The organism is Kitasatospora kazusensis (assembly GCF_039529945.1).
GTDB lineage: Bacteria > Actinomycetota > Actinomycetes > Streptomycetales > Streptomycetaceae > Kitasatospora > Kitasatospora kazusensis.
Genome location: NZ_BAAANT010000004.1, coordinates 1 through 14666 on the forward strand (window position 1 = coordinate 1; position 14666 = coordinate 14666).

Consider the following 14666-nt stretch of genomic DNA (forward strand, 5'->3'; position numbering starts at 1 on the left):
CCAACGCCTCGAAGAACCTCGCCTTCAAGCCCTCAAAATCCACGATCCCCGCAACTCCCTGAATCCAGGGTGTTGCGGGGATCGCTAGAACCTGCCCTCTGCGCGAGTGGGCCGTCCTCGCCGCACACGCGCTGCGGCTGCGCACCCGGCTCAGCTCGCGTGACCCCGCGGGCCGGGTCGTCTCCGGTGCCGCGCCGTTCCTGCTGGCCGGCGGGGCCGCGCTGAGCGTGGTCCAGTTGCTGACGAGCGCCCTGCTTCCCGGCCCCGCCACGGGCTCGGCGGTGGGCGCCGCGCAGACCGCTCCCTGGGTCCTCGCCCTGCTGTGCGTCACCCTCGGCCGCTGGGCTCCGGCCCGAGCCCTCGTCCTGGTGGGTCTCGTGGCCCGGACCGGCGTCGCCGTGGCGGCGCAGTTCCACCCGACTGCGGCGTTCACCCAGCACATGGACCTGCTCGGGCTCTGGGCCGTCCTGGGTGTGCTGGTGCTGGTCGCACCGCCCGACGCCGTCGACGTCTCGACGCGGGGCCGGTCCTGGGCGATGGCCTGCGCCCTCGCGATCGCGCTGCCGATGAGCGGCATCGCCGTCCTCTGGCTCGGCACCTGGCCCGCCGACTACGGCAACATCGTCTTCACGCCCTACCAGCAGGCCCTGCTCGACGCCTCCACCGCCTGGCCGGTCTTCGTGCTGAGCTTCGCCTTCCTCCAGCACCTCGGGCGTCCGGACACCGACGGCCTGCGGGCCGGCGGCATCGCGCTGGCCGTCCTGCCCTGGACGGTCATGGTCGCCCCGCCCCTCTACCGGAGCGCCCCGGCCGACGCCCACGACCTGCTCCGCAACGGCGGTGTCGTCCTTGCCTTCCTGGCCCTGGCCACCGCCGTCGGCGTCCTGCTCCGCAACAGCCGGCGCATCCGTCTCGCCGCACCGGCCGGGCCGGGAGCGTCCGGTCCGACGGCGTAACCCGGGGTGACGAGGTACTGCGAGCGGAACGACGTCAACCGCTGGGCCCAGGAGGCTTCCCGGGCCCAGCGGTTGACGTCTGCTCAGACCACGGCGGCTGCCGGCGGAGTGGTTACGCCGGGTCGCTGATGCTGTCCGCGCCGTTCTCCAGGTGGCCGGCCAGGCGGCGGAGGAAGCCGTCCGAGGTGTTCGCGGTGACCGTGAGGTCGTACCAGCCCTGCGCGGTCGCGAAGGCGGCGCTCACGTTGCCACCGGCCGGTACGGCGTACGTCCAGGGGCCGCCGGTACCGTACGCGCCGTCGGTGACGGTGACGGTGGCCGCCGCGCCGCCGCTGTTGGTGAAGGTCAGGTTCAGCCGGTTGCCGGCGGTGTCGTAGCTCGACGCCACCTCCAGCTGGGCCACGCCGCTGCCGCAGGAGACCGAGCGGTTGCCCTTGAAGCGGCGCTGGAAGCCGTTCGGGCCGTACAGCGAGAGGTCGTACGCGCCGGTGGGCGAACCGGCGGACCAGTAGTCGGAGACCTTCGCACCGGCGCCGACCGTGTAGATCCACGGGCCGTCGGTGCGGTAGGCGTTCGGGTAGACGTAGTAGACGACGCCCGCCGTACCGGTGTTGGTCATGTCGATCCAGAACTTGCCGCCCGAGCAGTCCGTCCGGCCGACGGCGTTCGGCTGCCAGGGCAGCGCCCTGGCCGGCCGGGTGCCGGCCTCCCGGGCGGGGAGGGACTGCACGGCCGGGACGGTCGGCGCGGGCAGCGTCGAGCACTCGGTGTCCGCCGAGCCGACGTACGCGCTGGTGTCCGGCAGCGCGGGGAAGGAGGTGTCCTGGGAGGCGAAGCCGAAGGCCGAGGTCAGGTCGCCGCTGACCGCCCGCCGCCAGGCGCTGATGTTGGGCTCGTGCACGCCGAACCGCTGCTCCAGGAAGCGGATCACCGAAGTGTGGTCGAACACCTGCGAGTTGACGTAGCCGCCACGGCTCCACGGCGAGACCACGATCAGCGGCACCCGGGGGCCCATCCCGATCGGCTGGCCCGCCGTGACCTCGCTGGTGGTGCTCACCGAGCTGATCCCCTGCGAGGAGGAGGCCGGCGGGACGGGCGGCGGCACGTGGTCGAAGAAGCCGCCGTTCTCGTCGTAGTTGAGGATGAACGCGGTCTGCGACCAGGTCGCCTGATCGGCAGCCAGCACGCCGAGCAGCCGGGCCGTCAGATCCTCGCCGTACGCGGGCTTGTAGTTGGCGTGCTCGGAGAGGTTCGCCGGGGCGACGATCCAGGAGACCTGCGGCAGCGTGCCGTTCGCGATGTCGTCGCCGAAGGCCTGCACCAGGTCGGGGACGGTCGCCATGCCCTTGTCGTACAGCGCCGAACCGGGCTTCGCCTTCTTGAAGTTGGCGAACCAGGCCAGGGCGTTGTCGTCGAAGTTGTCGCTCTGCTGGTAGACCTTCCAGCTGATCCCGGCGGCTTCGAGGCGCTCCGCGTAGGTGGTCCAGCTGAAACCGGCGGCGGGCTCGGTGTTGTCGAGCGTCGCCGACTGGCCGACCGACAGGCCGTTCGAACCGGTGAACAGGTGCAGCCGGTTGGGGTTGGTCTGGGTCAGCGTCGAGCAGAAGTAGTGGTCGCAGATGGTGAAGTTGTCGGCCAGCGCGTAGTAGAACGGCAGGTCGGTACGGTTGAAGTAGCCCATCCCCAGGCCCGGGGTGCGGGCGGTGTTCCAGGAGTCGTACTTGCCCTTGTTGAAGATCCCGGTGTCCACTGGGTAGCTCATCGCGGGGGCGTTCGCGCAGATCGCGCTGGTCGTCGCGGTGTTCATCCGGAACGGCAGGATGTAGCCGTCGGAGTTCGAATACGGCTGGTAGAACACCGACTTGCCGCCGGGCAGCTTGATCGCGTTGCGGTCGCCGAAGCCCCGGACGCCGTTCATCGTGCCGTAGTAGTGGTCGAAGGCGCGGTTCTCCTGCATGAAGATCACCACGTGCTGGACGTCGTCGATCGTGCCGGAGACGGCGGGGGCGGCGAGCGCCTGCTGGAGCGACTGGGGCAGCGCGGCCATCGTGGCGCCCGCCCCGGCCGTGGCGGCCGCCATGCTGATGAACTTGCGTCGCGAAAGGGGTTCCACCTGAGCTCCTTGGGGACGACAGAGCAAGCCTCAGTTGTCTGTACAACCTGGCTCGACTTGGCTGGACAAGTCTCCCCAGCGAGCCCAGGCCGGACCACCCTCGCGCAGTGAACTGATCGGGTCGTGGCGGTAACGCGGACACAGCCCCCAGGAGCCGCCGCCGACCGTCGGCCGGTGCCGACCGGGCGGCTGCCGCCGGGTCAGATCCGGGCGTAGACCGCCGCCGCGTCGTCGTGCGCCTTGCCCCGGGGCCAGCGCACGCAGTGCGGGTCGGTCCGCTCCGCCGCCCGGACCTCGCCGATCAGGGTCACCGGTCCCGACTCGCCGAGCAGCCGCAGGGCGTCCGACCAGCTGCCCAGGCCGAAGCGCTCCGTCCAACGCGCCGCGCCGTCGGTCAGCGCCGCCACCGCGCGCAGGTCGTCGAGCCGGACGAATCCGGTCTCCGCGTGCGGCGCCGCCTTCGGGACGGCCGCCGCGATCCACGGGCCGTGCCCGGTGTTGCGGACGGCCCGGACCGCCAACACGTACCGCAGGTGCAGCGCGGCACGCTCCGCAGAACCGGGCACCGTCGCCCAGACCTGGCGACGCAGCTCGTCCCCGCCGGGGAAACGCTGGTTGTCACCGATCGGACGGACGGAGCCGTCCTTGAACTGGAGCACCAGCATCGAGTCGCCGAGCACCAGGTACTCCAGCGAGCCGCCGTGCAACCGGGCGGCGACCACCATCGCCGCCGGGGTGCCCGGGTGCGCCAGATCGCAGCGCCCACCGTGCAGCGCCGCCGTCTCGACGATCGCGTCACCCAGGCACTCGGCGATCGAACGGTCGGAACGGTCGGTCAGCCGGGCCAGCAGGTGCACGCCCAGCCTGCGTACGTACCAGGCGGTGCCGTGGCTGCACCCGGACTCCATCCCCTCCGGCGCACTCGACCCGTCGAGCAGCACCAACGCCTCCGGCGAGGCCGCCGCGAAGTCCTCACCCGTCCGGCCCGGATCCTGCGGCTCAGCCGCGAGCTGTACCTGCATCACGCCAGTGTGCGGGTGTTGCGCGGCCGCGCACAGCCTCCTGCAGGGATAACCGTGTGCACAGGGGCAACCAGAGCAGGGGCGCGGGGAACTGCGCGATCAACCGTGCACCACCGTCACTCCCGTTTCGCGCAGTTCCCCGCGCCCCTGGGGGTACCCAGTCCTGAACGGTGACCCCGCGCCCCTGGGGGGGTACCCCGTCCTGAACGGTGATCCCGCGGGGCCGGTCAACGTGCGCCGGGGGGTGGTGGACGTGGGAAGGTGTGTGTGGAGGCCACACGGCACCATTTCCCGCCCAGGAGGTCTGCATGAGCAGCGACGCAGTAGCACCCGACAGCCCCGAGAACGCCGAGGCTCAGGCGCCCGCCGCCGCCCAGGACGATGTCAAGGCCAAGTTCCTCGCCGCCCTGGAGCGCAAGCACGGGTCGAAGACGGACGGCTCCGGCGGCGCCAACGCGGACGGCTCGAAGATCCACGGCGCCCACGGCGCGGCCGCCGCGAAGCGCAACTTCCGCCGCAAGAGCGGTGGCTGATCCGGCCGGATCACCCGTTGCCGCAGCGCCGGGGGCCGGCCGCACCACAGGGTGTGGCCGGCCCCCGGCGTCGTACCCGGGCGGGGTTCAGGCGCCCGCCCGGGCCGCTCGGGCGTGGCGGATGGCCTCGCGGCGGGCCACGAAGGAGCTCGCCGAGCTGTCCAGCCGGGCGACGAAGACCGCGAGTTCCTCGCGGGCGGCCTCGCCCTCCGGGCCGAGGCCGCCGCGCTCGAAGACCCGGAGCTGCCGCAGGACGGGCTGCACCACGTCGTCGTGGTGCAGCCGCAGGTCGTAGATGCCGGCGATGGCGATCTGGGCCGACTTGCGCCCGAAGTCCTTGATCGTCGATCCGGGCATCTCGAACCCGGTCACCACGTCCGCGACCGCCCGCATGGTGCGGTCCGGGTCGATCTCGAACGCGGCGGCGACCAGGTTCCGGTAGAAGAGCATGTGCAGGTTCTCGTCGGCGGCGACCCGGGCGAGCAGCGCCTCGCAGATCGGGTCCTCACTGAAGTGGCCGGTGTTGCGGTGCGAGATCCGGGTGGCCAGCTCCTGGAAGGCCGCGTACGCGATGGCGTGCAGCGCGCTGAAGCCGTCCGGGCGGTCGTAGCCGAGTGACATGTGGTCCATCCGGACCCGCTCCAGGGCGCGCGGGTCGACCGCGCGGGTGGCGAGCAGGTAGTCGCGGATCGCGGTGCCGTGCCGGGCCTCCTCCGCCGTCCAGCGGTTCACCCAGCTGCCCCAGGCGCCGTCCTTGCCGAACTGGGCGATGGCGAAGTGGTAGCCGGGGAGGTTGTCCTCGGTGAGCAGGTTGACCACCAGTGAGGTCCGGGCGATCTCGGGCAGCTTGGCCTCCTCCGGCCGCCAGGGCTCGCCGCCCAGCAGGCCCTCGAAGTTCCGGCCGTCGCTCCACGGCACGTACTCGTGCGGGAACCACTCCTTGGCCACCGCCAGGTGCCGGTCGAGGTTCTCCGCCACCACCGGCTGCAACTCGTGGAGCAGTGCGGTCTCCGCGTGCTCGGCAGCCGCTTCGGTAAGCATGGTCATCGGGGTTCTCTCTCTCCGAGGATCTGCGGGGACGCCCCCGGGTACTGCACGGCGGGCGGCTTGCCCCCGGTGAAGGGCGGGCGGCCAGCCACTACGCGCCGATCGCGTGCAGCCCGCCGTCGACGTGGACGATCTCGCCGGTGGTCTTCGGGAACCAGTCGGAGAGCAGGCCGAGCACGCCGCGCGCGGTGGGCTCCGGGTCGGACGGGTCCCAGCCGATCGGGGCGCGGGCGTCCCAGAGTTCCTCGAAGCCGGAGTAGCCGGGGATCGAGCGGGCGGCCATCGTCTTGACCGGGCCGGCCGCGACCAGGTTGCAGCGGATGCCCTCGCCGCCCAGGTCGCGGGCCAGGTAGCGCGAGGTCGCCTCCAGGGCGGCCTTGGCGACGCCCATCCAGTCGTAGTTGGGCCAGGCGTAGTTCGCGTCGAAGGTCAGCCCGACGATCGAGCCGCCGTCGCCGAGCAGCGGCCGGGCGGCCATGGCCAGCGCCTTCAGCGAGAAGGCGGACACCTGGACAGCGGTGGCCACGTCCGGCCAGTCGGTCGCCAGGAAGTTGCCGCCGAGTGCGGCCGGCGGCGCGTACGCGATCGAGTGCACCACCCCGTCCAGGCCGCCCACGTGCGCGCGGACCCGCTCGGCCAGCGAGTCCAGCTGCGCCTGGTCGGTGACGTCGAGCTCGACCACCGGGGCCGGCTTCGGCAGCCGGGCGGCCACCCGCTCGACCAGGCTGAGCCGTCCGAAGCCGGTCAGCACCACCTCGGCGCCCTGTTCCTGGGCCAGCCGGGCGACCTTGAAGGCGATCGAGGACTCGGTGATCACCCCGGTCACCAGGACGCGCTTGCCCGCCAGTAGTCCGCTCATTGCCCGTTGCTCCCATGGTCTGTTTCGGCCGCCAGGAAGGCGGCCAGCCGGCGGACGCCCTCGGCGATCCGGTCGTGCGTGAGGTAACTGCAGGAGAGCCGGAGCTGGTGTGTGCCGCCGCCGGCCAGGTAGAAGTCGCCCATCGGTGTCCACAGCACCTCGAAGGACCGGGCGGAGCGCTCCAGCGCCGCCTGGTCGGCCACCACCGGGACGGTGACCACGACGAAGAAGCCGCCGGCCGGCCGGTTCCAGCTCACCCCGTGCTCGGCGTGCCGCTCGGGCGGGAAGTGCCGGGCCAGCTCGGCGAGGAGGGTCCGCAGACTCGTCCGGTAGAACTCGACGGCCTGGGCGTTGCCGCTGCGCAGGCTGAAGTCCTGCTCGACCAGCAGCCCGCCGATCACGGCCTGGCTGAGCGAGGAGGTGTTCACCGTGGTCATGCTCTTGATCTTCGACAGCTGCTCCGCCAGCAGGCCGCGCCGCCCGTCCGGGCCGGCCACCTCCTGGTCCGCGACCAGGTAGCCGAGCCGGGCGCCGGGGAAGGCGGTCTTGGCGAACGAGCCGAGGTAGACCACCCGGCGCTCACGGTCCAGCGACTTGAGGGTGGGCAGCGGCGAACCCTCCCGGACGAAGAAGCCGTACGGGTTGTCCTCCAGCAGCAGCAGGTCCTCCTCCCGCGCCAGCGCGAGCAGCCGGTGCCGCGTCTCGGTGGGGACGGTGCCGCCGGAGGGGTTCGCGAAGTCCGGCACCAGGTAGAGGGCACGCGGGCGCTTGCCCTCGGCCCGGACCCGGCGGGCCACCTCGCGGACGGCCTCGGCGCTCACCCCGTCGGCCTCCTCCGGGACGGGCGCGATCTCGATGTCCAGCAGCCGGGCGGCACCGGTGATCCCGACGTACGCCGGGGAGCTGACCAGCAGCACGTCGTCCGGCCCGGCGAACAGTGCCCGCAGCGTCAGGAGCATCGCCTCCTGGCAGCCGACGGTCACCACCACCGACTCGGGCGGCACGCTGATGCCCTCGTCGTTCAGCAGGGTGCGGGCGATCAGCTCGTGGATCTGGCCGTTGGTGCGCCCGTACTGGAACAGCCTGGTGCGGATCTCGTCGCGGCTGTGCCCGAGTTCGCCGAGGTACTTGAGGTAGCTGTCCAGGTAGCCCTGGATCTGCTCGACCTCGAAGAAGCCCTCGTACGGGCGGCCCGGGGCGAAGGAGATCGCCTCGGGGTAGCGGGTGGTGACCTCGTTGAGGAAGTTCATCGCGTCGAGCACCGGATCCGAGAGCGAGGCGTGCAGCTCGCTCTGCCGGAGCAGTACGGGCGCGGGCGCTTCGGTCACGGGCACTGCGGTCACGGTCACGGTCGCGGCGGTCGCGGCCGGCGGCACGGGATCGGCCGGCGTCAGCGTACGGCGGAGGAAGCCGGCCGCCTGGTCGAGGGCCTGCTGCCCCGCGTCCAGCACGCCGGACATCGCGAAGAAGCCGTGGATCATGCCCGGGTAGCGGGTGAGCTCCACCGGGACCCCGGCCTCGCGCAGGCGCTCGGCGTACTGCTCGCCCTGGTCGCGCAGCGGGTCGTACTCGGCGGTGATCACCAGCGCCGGCGGCAGGCCGGTGAGGTCCTCGGCCAGCAGCGGGGAGGCCAGCGGGGACGCCCCGTCGGCCGGGTCGGCCAGGTAGTGGCCCCAGTACCAGTCCACCGAGCGGGAGTTGAAGAACAGCGGGTCGTCGTTCTCGGCCAGCGAGGCCGTCCGCGAGCCGTGGTCGGTGTTCGGGTAGACCAGCAGCTGGGCGGAGATCTCGGGCCCTGACCTGGCGAGTTGGCTCACCACGGCCGCCAGGTTGCCGCCCGCGCTGTCCCCGCCGACCGCGAGCCGGGACGGGTCGCCGCCGAAGCGGTGCGCCTGTTCGGCCGTCCAGCGCACGGCGGCGTGGCAGTCGTGCACGGCGGCCGGGAACTTGTGCTCGGGGGCCAGCCGGTAGCCGACCGACACGGTCAGGCAGCCGGTGCGGTTGGTCAGGCTGCGGCAGATCGCGTCCGAGGTGTCCAGACTGCCCAGCGTCCAGCCGCCGCCGAAGAAGTAGACCAGCACCGGGAACGGCCCGACGCCCTCGGGCCGGTAGATCCTGACCGGCAACGGGCCGTCCGGGCCCGGCAGTTCCAGTTCGTGCAGCTCGGCGACCGGATCGACGTCGCCGCCTGCGGCCTGGATCTGCGCCAGGTCGTCCCGGCGCGCCTCGGCGAGTTCCATCAGGTACAGCGGGCGGCTCTCACCGGCGGCCTTGGCGGCGCGCAGAGCCTGGACCTGCGGGTCGAGTGGCATCGAACTCTCCGTTGGAATGGTGGCCGTACGGTGGGTCAGACGGCTTACGGTCGGTCAGACGGCTTGCGGCAGAAGCGACTTGTCGGTGGAGGCCGACCGCAGCCGGTTCAGGATCGCCGTGCTCGCCTTGGTGTAGGCGCTGTCGTCGTCGTGCAGCAGCGAGGTGCCGTTCGCGCTGTCCAGCAGGGCGATCAGCTCGAAGGCCAGCACCGCACCGTCGGTCTCCGGCACGAGTTCGCCGACCGCCACCGCGCGTTCGATCATCTGCTCCACATGCGTGATCCACTCGCGCTGGGTGCCGGCGATCAGGTCACGGACCTTCCCCGACCGGGCGGAGAACTCGACCGCGGTCGCGAAGAAGAAGCACCCGCCGGGGAATGCCCGGCCCTTCGAGTACTGGAGCCAACTCTCGCACAGACTCCACAGCTTGACAACGCCGTCCGGAATTCTCCTATTGGGATTGAGAAGGTCTTCCAGATAGAACTTGATGGCCACCCGGACGGTCGCCAGCTGGAGCCCTTCCTTGGAGCCGAAAAGCGAGAACACTCCGCTCTTGCTGAGCCGCAGCTCGGTCGCCAGGCGACCCAGCGAGAGATTCTCCAGCCCTTCGATCGAGGCTATTTCCGCCGCCCGCTGCAGTACCATCCGCCGGGTCTGATTACCTCGTTCGACACGCCCGTCCACCGGTCCCCGCTCCCCCGAAACGGCTCGGACCCGACCATTGCCGGCGACACGCCCGATCGGTCCTTGACCCGCCGACTGCGGAGCCTCCATGATACTAAGTGAACGACCGTGCGGTCACAAGGCATGGGTTCGACAGCCCGAGGCCGGCCGTACTGGGGGGACAGGGACACGTGGGTTCACTGGACATCGCAGGGTTCGAGGCCGCGGCACGCGCCCGGCTGGCGGACGACGTATGGGGGTACATCCAAGGGGGCAGCGGCAGCGAGTCGGCCCTGCGGGCCAACCGGGAGGCGCTGGAGCGACTGCGGGTGCGGCCGAGGTTCCTGGTGGACGTGTCCGCCTGCGACCCGTCCACCAGCGTGCTCGGGCTGCCGCTCGCGACGCCACTGGGCATAGCGCCGATGGCCTACCACCGGCTGGCCCACCCGGAGGGGGAGGTGGCCACCGCCGAGGCGGCCGGCGCGTCGGGCACGCTGCTCACCGTCAGCATGTTCGCCAGCCGCACACTGGAGGACATCGCGGCGGCGGCCGCCGGCAGCCCGCTCTGGCTCCAGCTCTACTGGCTGCGCGAGCGCGCGGCCGTCGTCGAGCTGGCCGACCGGGCGGCCGCCGCGGGCTTCAGCGCCCTGGTGCTGACGGTGGACGCGCCCAAGGTGGCCCGGCGGCCGCGCGACTCGCGCAGCGGGTTCACCGTGCCGGAGGGGATCGGGGCGGTGAACCTGCCGAGCTCGCTGACGGCCTCCGCGCACCGGCACAGCGAGGGCGCGTCCTCGATCGAACGGCACTCCCGGGAGCAGTTCGACCCGGGCATCACCTGGGCGGACCTGGCCTGGCTGCGCGAGCGGACCAGCCTGCCGCTGCTGATCAAGGGCATCCTGACCGCCGAGGACGCCGAGCTGGCGGTGGCCCACGGCGCGTCCGGGGTGGTGGTCTCCAACCACGGCGGCCGGCAGCTGGACTGCGCGGTGGCGAGCGCCGACGCGCTGCCGGAGATCGTCGACGCCGTCGGGGGGCGGTGTCCGGTGGTGGTGGACGGGGGCATCCGGCACGGCTCGGACGTCCTCAAGGTGCTGGCGCTCGGGGCGGACCTCGCGCTGATCGGCCGGCCGGTCCTGTGGGGGCTGGCCCAGGGCGGCGCGGCCGGGGTCGCGGAGCTGCTGGAGCTGCTGCGGGCGGAGCTGACCGAGGCGATGGTGCTCTCGGGGTGCCCTCTGACATCCGACATCAACCGCTCGTTCATCACCGCCGGGTAGCGTCCAGATATATTCACAGCACCGCAACACATACCGGCGCGTAACATATTTCCCGGCATTGACTTGGGATAGTTATTTGTTAGGCTGCATGAGCACGGAGATTGCAGCCGGGCCTGCGGGGGCGGGTTCCAGATTCCCGGTATTTTCTCAGCATTCTGCCAGAATTATGTGCGCTATTCATCTGCGCCTTCTTCCGCACATTGTCACGGTGCGTTGTTGCCACGATATTGCTTTGGGGAGCATGTGGTGTCCTGGGTGGACGAATTACTGCTGGCCGGCGGTGGGGACGAGCCTTGCCTGACGCTGGACGAATCACTCGACCGGGCCGGCCTGCGTGAACTGGTCGGCAAACAGCAGGGAGAACTGGCGGCCGCCGGGGTCACCGGGGGGTCGACCGTCGCGCTGCGGCTGCCGCCCTCGCTGGCCGGCATCTCCGTGCTGCTGGCGACCTGGCGGCTCGGCGCCCAGGCGCTCCTGCTGGACGTGCGGCTGGCCCCGGCGGAGGTGGCCCGGGCGCTGGACCGGCTGGCGCCGCAGTTCCTGGTGGAGGCGCTCGAACCGGTCCACGGCAGCCTCAAGGGCTTCCACCGGGTCACCCCGGTGGTCACCGCCCGCCAGGGGCGGCCGGCGGTCTCCGACCACGTGCTGCTGCAACTCAGTTCGGGCTCGACCGGGCCCTCGAAGGTGATCGGGCGGACCGCCCGGAGCCTGGCCGAGGAGATCGAGCGCTACACCCTGATCCCGGGTCTGCCCGGACCGGGCGAGCGGGTGGTGGTGCTCGCCTCCACCGTCCACGTGCTCGGCCTGGTCGGCGGGGTGCTGCACAGCCTGCACCGGCACGCCGAGATCGTCATCCCGGCCCGGACCACCGTCGACGGCATCCTGACCGCGATCGCGGCGGACCCCCGGCCCACCACCGTGATCGGCGCGCCCGTCCAGGCGCAGATCCTGGCGAGCGTCCGGCAACCGCCCGCGCTCCCGCACTTCCGGGGCATGATCACCGGCGGCGACGCGGTACCCGACCAGCTCTGGACGGACTTCACCACCGCCTACCCGGCCACCCTGGGCACCATGTACGGGATGACCGAGACCGGCGTCATCGCCACCGACATCCTCGGCGCGCACCGGCCGCACCTGGCCCCCGCACCGGGCCTCGGCGTGCGGATCCAGGACGGCCAGATCCTGGTCGCCACCGACGAGTCGCCGTACGTGGGCCTGACCGATCCGGCCCGCTGGGCCGACGGCCTGCTGCGCACCAAGGACGCCGGAGAGCTCGATCCCGGCTCCGGACTGCTCACCGTGCAGGGCCGGCTGGACTCCCAGGTCTCCGTCGGCGGGTTGAAGGTGGACCTGCTGGAGGTCGAGCGCACGATCGCCGGGCTGCCCGGCGTCCAGGACGCCGTGGTGGTCTTCGACGAGGTCATCAAGGCCTACCTGGTGCTCGACGGCCCGGACGCGGCCGCCGGACTCGACGCCGCCCTCGCGGACGCCCTGGCGCCGTACAAGCGGCCCCGGCTGCTGCGGCCCCTGACCGCACTGCCCCGCACCGCCACCGGCAAGCCGGTGCGCGACCCCCGCGCGCTGCACTCGGCAGCCGCCGCCGGCCACTGAGCCGCGACACAGACCACCACCACCGACCGTCCGGAGAGATCCTCCGGCGGCCCACGACTGCCCGGGAGAGCCCCGGACGGCCCACAGAAGAACGGAAAAGCCATGTTTGACGACGTCTACAAGTTCCTCACCGGAGTGCTGGCGGACATGAACTACGACATCAGCGAGGTCACCCCGCAGACCGACCTCGGCCCGGAGGGCCTCGACCTGGAGTCGCTCGCCATCGCCGAGATCTCGATCCAGATCGAGGACAGCTACAGCATCAAGTTCGAGGAGGACGAGGCCGAGCAGCTCGCCCTGATGACGCTCGGCGGGCTGGTCGAGGAGATCGTCAAGCGCGCGGCGGCTGTGGCGAAGTGACCACCACCGCAGCTTTCGACCGGCAGGCCGTGGTGGAGCTGCTCGCGGCCTACCACGGCCGGCCGGCGGCGGACCAGCCCGAGGAGATCGACTCGATCGAGCTGGCCTGGCTGATCCACCAGGTCGAGCAGACGCACCAGGTGGAGCTGGACCTCGACGACGACCAGCTGACCCGGATGTCCGGGGTGGCGGGCGCCGTCGAGGTGCTGGCCGAGATCCTCGCGGCGGCGCCGGCCACCGACGGGCCGCGCGATGGCTGAGCCGACCGCCCGGCCGGTGCTGGTCACCGGCATGGACGTGGTCACCGGCTCCGGCCGCGGGACCACGGCGCTCGCCGAGGCGGTGTTCACCGGGACGGCCGCGTTCGTCCCGGTGGACCGCTTCGACACCGGCGCCCGGCGGGCCAAGCTCGGCGCCCAACTCGCCGACGTTTCCGATCTGTTGACCGAACTCACCGGCGTGGTGGACGGCGCCTGCACGGCCGCCGGCCTGACCGCCGCGGACCGCGCGGCCACCCCGCTGCTGTTCGCGGGCAGTTCGGACCGGGCCGCGGCCCGGCCGGACGGCCGGGACCGGGCGGAGCTGGCGGCGGGTGCGATCGGCGCCCGGCTGGCCGCCGCGACCGGGCTGCGGCAGGCGCTGCGCTCGTACACCACCGCCTGTGTCGCGGCGAGCACCGCCGCGGCGGACGCGGCGGCGATGATCGCCGCGGGCCGGGCCGACCGGGTCGTGGTCGCGGCGGGCTACCTGCTGGAGGCCGACCGGTTCGCGCTCTTCGACAGCGCCCGGGCACTCGCCTCGGACGGCCGGATGCGGCCGTTCGGCGCGGGCCGCAAGGGCATGCTGCTCGGCGACGCGGTGGCCGCCGTGGTGCTGGAGAGCGAGGCGTCCGCCGCCGGGCGCTCCGCCGTGCCGCTGGCCCGGCTGACCGGCTGGGGCCGCGCGGGCGACGCGCACCACGTCAGCCAGCCGCACCCGCAGGGCACCGGCCTCGCCAGGGCCATCGGCCTCGCGCTGCGGCGGGCGGGCCTGGCGCCGGGCGAGGTGGACTACGTCAACGCGCACGGCACCGGCACTCCGGCCAGCGACCTGGCGGAGAGCGCCGCGCTGCACCGGGCGCTCGGCCCGGACGCGGCCCGGGTGCCGCTCAGTTCGTCCAAGTCGGTGCACGGGCACACCCTGGAGGCCGCCGGCCTGGTCGAACTCGCGGTCAGCGTCCTGACGTTGACCGAAGGACGGCTGCCGGTCAACGCCGGCCGGCCGGAGCCCGACCCGGCCTGCCCGGTGGCCCTGGTCACCGAACCGCGCACGGCGGCCACCCGGCACGTACTGAGCCTCAACTCGGCCTTCGGCGGCGCGAACACGGCCCTGCTGGTGAGCGCATGAAGACCGTGAACAGCAAGCTGCGGACCTTGAGCAGTGCGCAGTGGACGGCCGGGAGCACCCCGCCCGCGCCCGTCCCCGGATTCATCATCTCGTCGTTCAGCGCCCTGGCGGCCGATGTCGCCGACCGCTGCCTCGCCGAGCGCTACGGCACCGCGCCCGCCCCGGCGGAGCGCGGCGAACGCACCGCGGTCCTGCTGGTCAGCCCCGGCGGCGACCGGGGGACGGCCCAGGCGGTGGCCGAACTGGTCGACAACGGCGGGCGGTTGTCGCCGCTGCTGTTCTTCCAGTCGGTGCCCAACTCGATCGCCGGCCGGATCACCGCGCACTGGGGCCTGACCGGGCCGGTGGTCTGCACCAGCCCGGCCGGCGACCCGTTCGAGGACGCCGCCGAACTCGCCGAGCTGCTGGTGGCGGACGGCGACGCGGACGAGGTGCTGGTCCTGGTGGTCGAACAGACCCCGGCCGGCGAGTCCGAGCGGGCCACCGCCGTACTGCTCGGGGCCGTCTGACGGTCCGGCCGCCACCGCGGA

Annotated in this window: 14 protein-coding genes; 8 read left to right on the forward strand and 6 right to left on the reverse strand. The window is 72.3% G+C overall.

The annotated features are described in order from the left end of the window. Window positions 1-236: 236 nt before the first annotated feature. A complete protein-coding gene (locus ABD330_RS04980) occupies window positions 237-956 on the forward strand; it encodes a hypothetical protein (protein WP_344461127.1) in 720 nt (239 codons plus the stop codon). Window positions 957-1068: 112 nt separating this feature from the next. On the opposite strand, the gene ABD330_RS04985 is transcribed toward ABD330_RS04980, so the two are convergent. After that, window positions 1069-3069, reverse strand: coding sequence for a phosphocholine-specific phospholipase C (locus tag ABD330_RS04985; protein WP_344461129.1), 2001 nt, complete (start codon window positions 3067-3069; stop codon window positions 1069-1071). 200 nt (window positions 3070-3269) lie between these two features. Beyond that, the gene (locus tag ABD330_RS04990) at window positions 3270-4091 is read right to left on the reverse strand and encodes an integrase (protein WP_344461131.1); all 822 of its coding nucleotides are present in this window, start codon (window positions 4089-4091) and stop codon (window positions 3270-3272) included. Window positions 4092-4399: 308 nt separating this feature from the next. On the opposite strand from ABD330_RS04990, the gene ABD330_RS04995 reads away from it, so the two are divergent. Then, window positions 4400-4624 carry a DUF5302 domain-containing protein gene (locus tag ABD330_RS04995; protein WP_344461133.1) on the forward strand — a complete coding sequence of 75 codons (225 nt, stop codon included), beginning with the start codon at window positions 4400-4402 and terminating at the stop codon, window positions 4622-4624. Between the two features lie 87 nt (window positions 4625-4711). Here ABD330_RS04995 and ABD330_RS05000 read toward each other — a convergent pair whose 3' ends face one another. The 4 genes from ABD330_RS05000 to ABD330_RS05015 form a co-directional block, all read right to left on the reverse strand. Next, window positions 4712-5671 carry an acyl-ACP desaturase gene (locus ABD330_RS05000; protein WP_344461135.1) on the reverse strand — a complete coding sequence of 320 codons (960 nt, stop codon included), beginning with the start codon at window positions 5669-5671 and terminating at the stop codon, window positions 4712-4714. 91 nt (window positions 5672-5762) lie between these two features. Further along, window positions 5763-6530, reverse strand: a complete 768-nt coding sequence (gene fabI / locus ABD330_RS05005) for an enoyl-ACP reductase FabI (RefSeq protein ID WP_344461136.1) — start codon at window positions 6528-6530, stop codon at window positions 5763-5765. Further along, window positions 6527-8842: an aminotransferase class I/II-fold pyridoxal phosphate-dependent enzyme gene (locus ABD330_RS05010; RefSeq protein WP_344461138.1), complete on the reverse strand. Its 2316-nt coding sequence runs from the start codon at window positions 8840-8842 to the stop codon at window positions 6527-6529. The genes fabI and ABD330_RS05010 overlap by 4 nt, the downstream gene beginning before the upstream one ends. Before the next feature lie 54 nt (window positions 8843-8896). Beyond that, window positions 8897-9487: a TetR/AcrR family transcriptional regulator gene (locus ABD330_RS05015; protein WP_344461140.1), complete on the reverse strand. Its 591-nt coding sequence runs from the start codon at window positions 9485-9487 to the stop codon at window positions 8897-8899. Window positions 9488-9696: 209 nt separating this feature from the next. On the opposite strand from ABD330_RS05015, the gene ABD330_RS05020 reads away from it, so the two are divergent. The 6 genes from ABD330_RS05020 (at window position 9697) to ABD330_RS05045 (ending at window position 14645) form a co-directional block, all read left to right on the forward strand. Further along, entirely contained in the window at window positions 9697-10779 is a 1083-nt protein-coding gene (locus ABD330_RS05020) for an alpha-hydroxy acid oxidase (RefSeq protein ID WP_344461142.1), read from the forward strand. Window positions 10780-11034: 255 nt separating this feature from the next. Then, window positions 11035-12390, forward strand: coding sequence for a class I adenylate-forming enzyme family protein (locus ABD330_RS05025; RefSeq protein WP_344461144.1), 1356 nt, complete (start codon window positions 11035-11037; stop codon window positions 12388-12390). A gap of 102 nt (window positions 12391-12492) precedes the next feature. Next, window positions 12493-12750 (forward strand): acyl carrier protein, encoded by a 258-nt coding sequence (locus tag ABD330_RS05030; RefSeq protein WP_344461146.1) that lies wholly within the window; start codon window positions 12493-12495, stop codon window positions 12748-12750. Further along, the gene (locus ABD330_RS05035; RefSeq protein ID WP_344461148.1) at window positions 12747-13010 is read left to right on the forward strand and encodes an acyl carrier protein; all 264 of its coding nucleotides are present in this window, start codon (window positions 12747-12749) and stop codon (window positions 13008-13010) included. Before ABD330_RS05030 ends, ABD330_RS05035 begins: the two co-directional genes overlap by 4 nt. Further along, the gene (locus tag ABD330_RS05040) at window positions 13003-14136 is read left to right on the forward strand and encodes a beta-ketoacyl synthase N-terminal-like domain-containing protein (RefSeq protein ID WP_344461150.1); all 1134 of its coding nucleotides are present in this window, start codon (window positions 13003-13005) and stop codon (window positions 14134-14136) included. Before ABD330_RS05035 ends, ABD330_RS05040 begins: the two co-directional genes overlap by 8 nt. After that, the gene (locus ABD330_RS05045; RefSeq protein WP_344461152.1) at window positions 14133-14645 is read left to right on the forward strand and encodes a beta-ketoacyl synthase chain length factor; all 513 of its coding nucleotides are present in this window, start codon (window positions 14133-14135) and stop codon (window positions 14643-14645) included. Before ABD330_RS05040 ends, ABD330_RS05045 begins: the two co-directional genes overlap by 4 nt. Window positions 14646-14666 lie beyond the last annotated feature (21 nt).

Coding starts and splice junctions, on each gene's coding strand:
- ABD330_RS05045 (WP_344461152.1), top strand. CDS start 14,133: ATGAAGACCGTGAACAGCAAGCTGCGGACCTTGAGCAGTGCGCAGTGG.
- ABD330_RS05010 (WP_344461138.1), bottom strand. CDS start 8,842: ATGCCACTCGACCCGCAGGTCCAGGCTCTGCGCGCCGCCAAGGCCGCC.
- ABD330_RS05015 (WP_344461140.1), bottom strand. CDS start 9,487: ATGGTACTGCAGCGGGCGGCGGAAATAGCCTCGATCGAAGGGCTGGAG.
- ABD330_RS05030 (WP_344461146.1), top strand. CDS start 12,493: ATGTTTGACGACGTCTACAAGTTCCTCACCGGAGTGCTGGCGGACATG.
- fabI (WP_344461136.1), bottom strand. CDS start 6,530: ATGAGCGGACTACTGGCGGGCAAGCGCGTCCTGGTGACCGGGGTGATC.
- ABD330_RS04990 (WP_344461131.1), bottom strand. CDS start 4,091: ATGCAGGTACAGCTCGCGGCTGAGCCGCAGGATCCGGGCCGGACGGGT.
- ABD330_RS05040 (WP_344461150.1), top strand. CDS start 13,003: ATGGCTGAGCCGACCGCCCGGCCGGTGCTGGTCACCGGCATGGACGTG.
- ABD330_RS04995 (WP_344461133.1), top strand. CDS start 4,400: ATGAGCAGCGACGCAGTAGCACCCGACAGCCCCGAGAACGCCGAGGCT.
- ABD330_RS05000 (WP_344461135.1), bottom strand. CDS start 5,671: ATGACCATGCTTACCGAAGCGGCTGCCGAGCACGCGGAGACCGCACTG.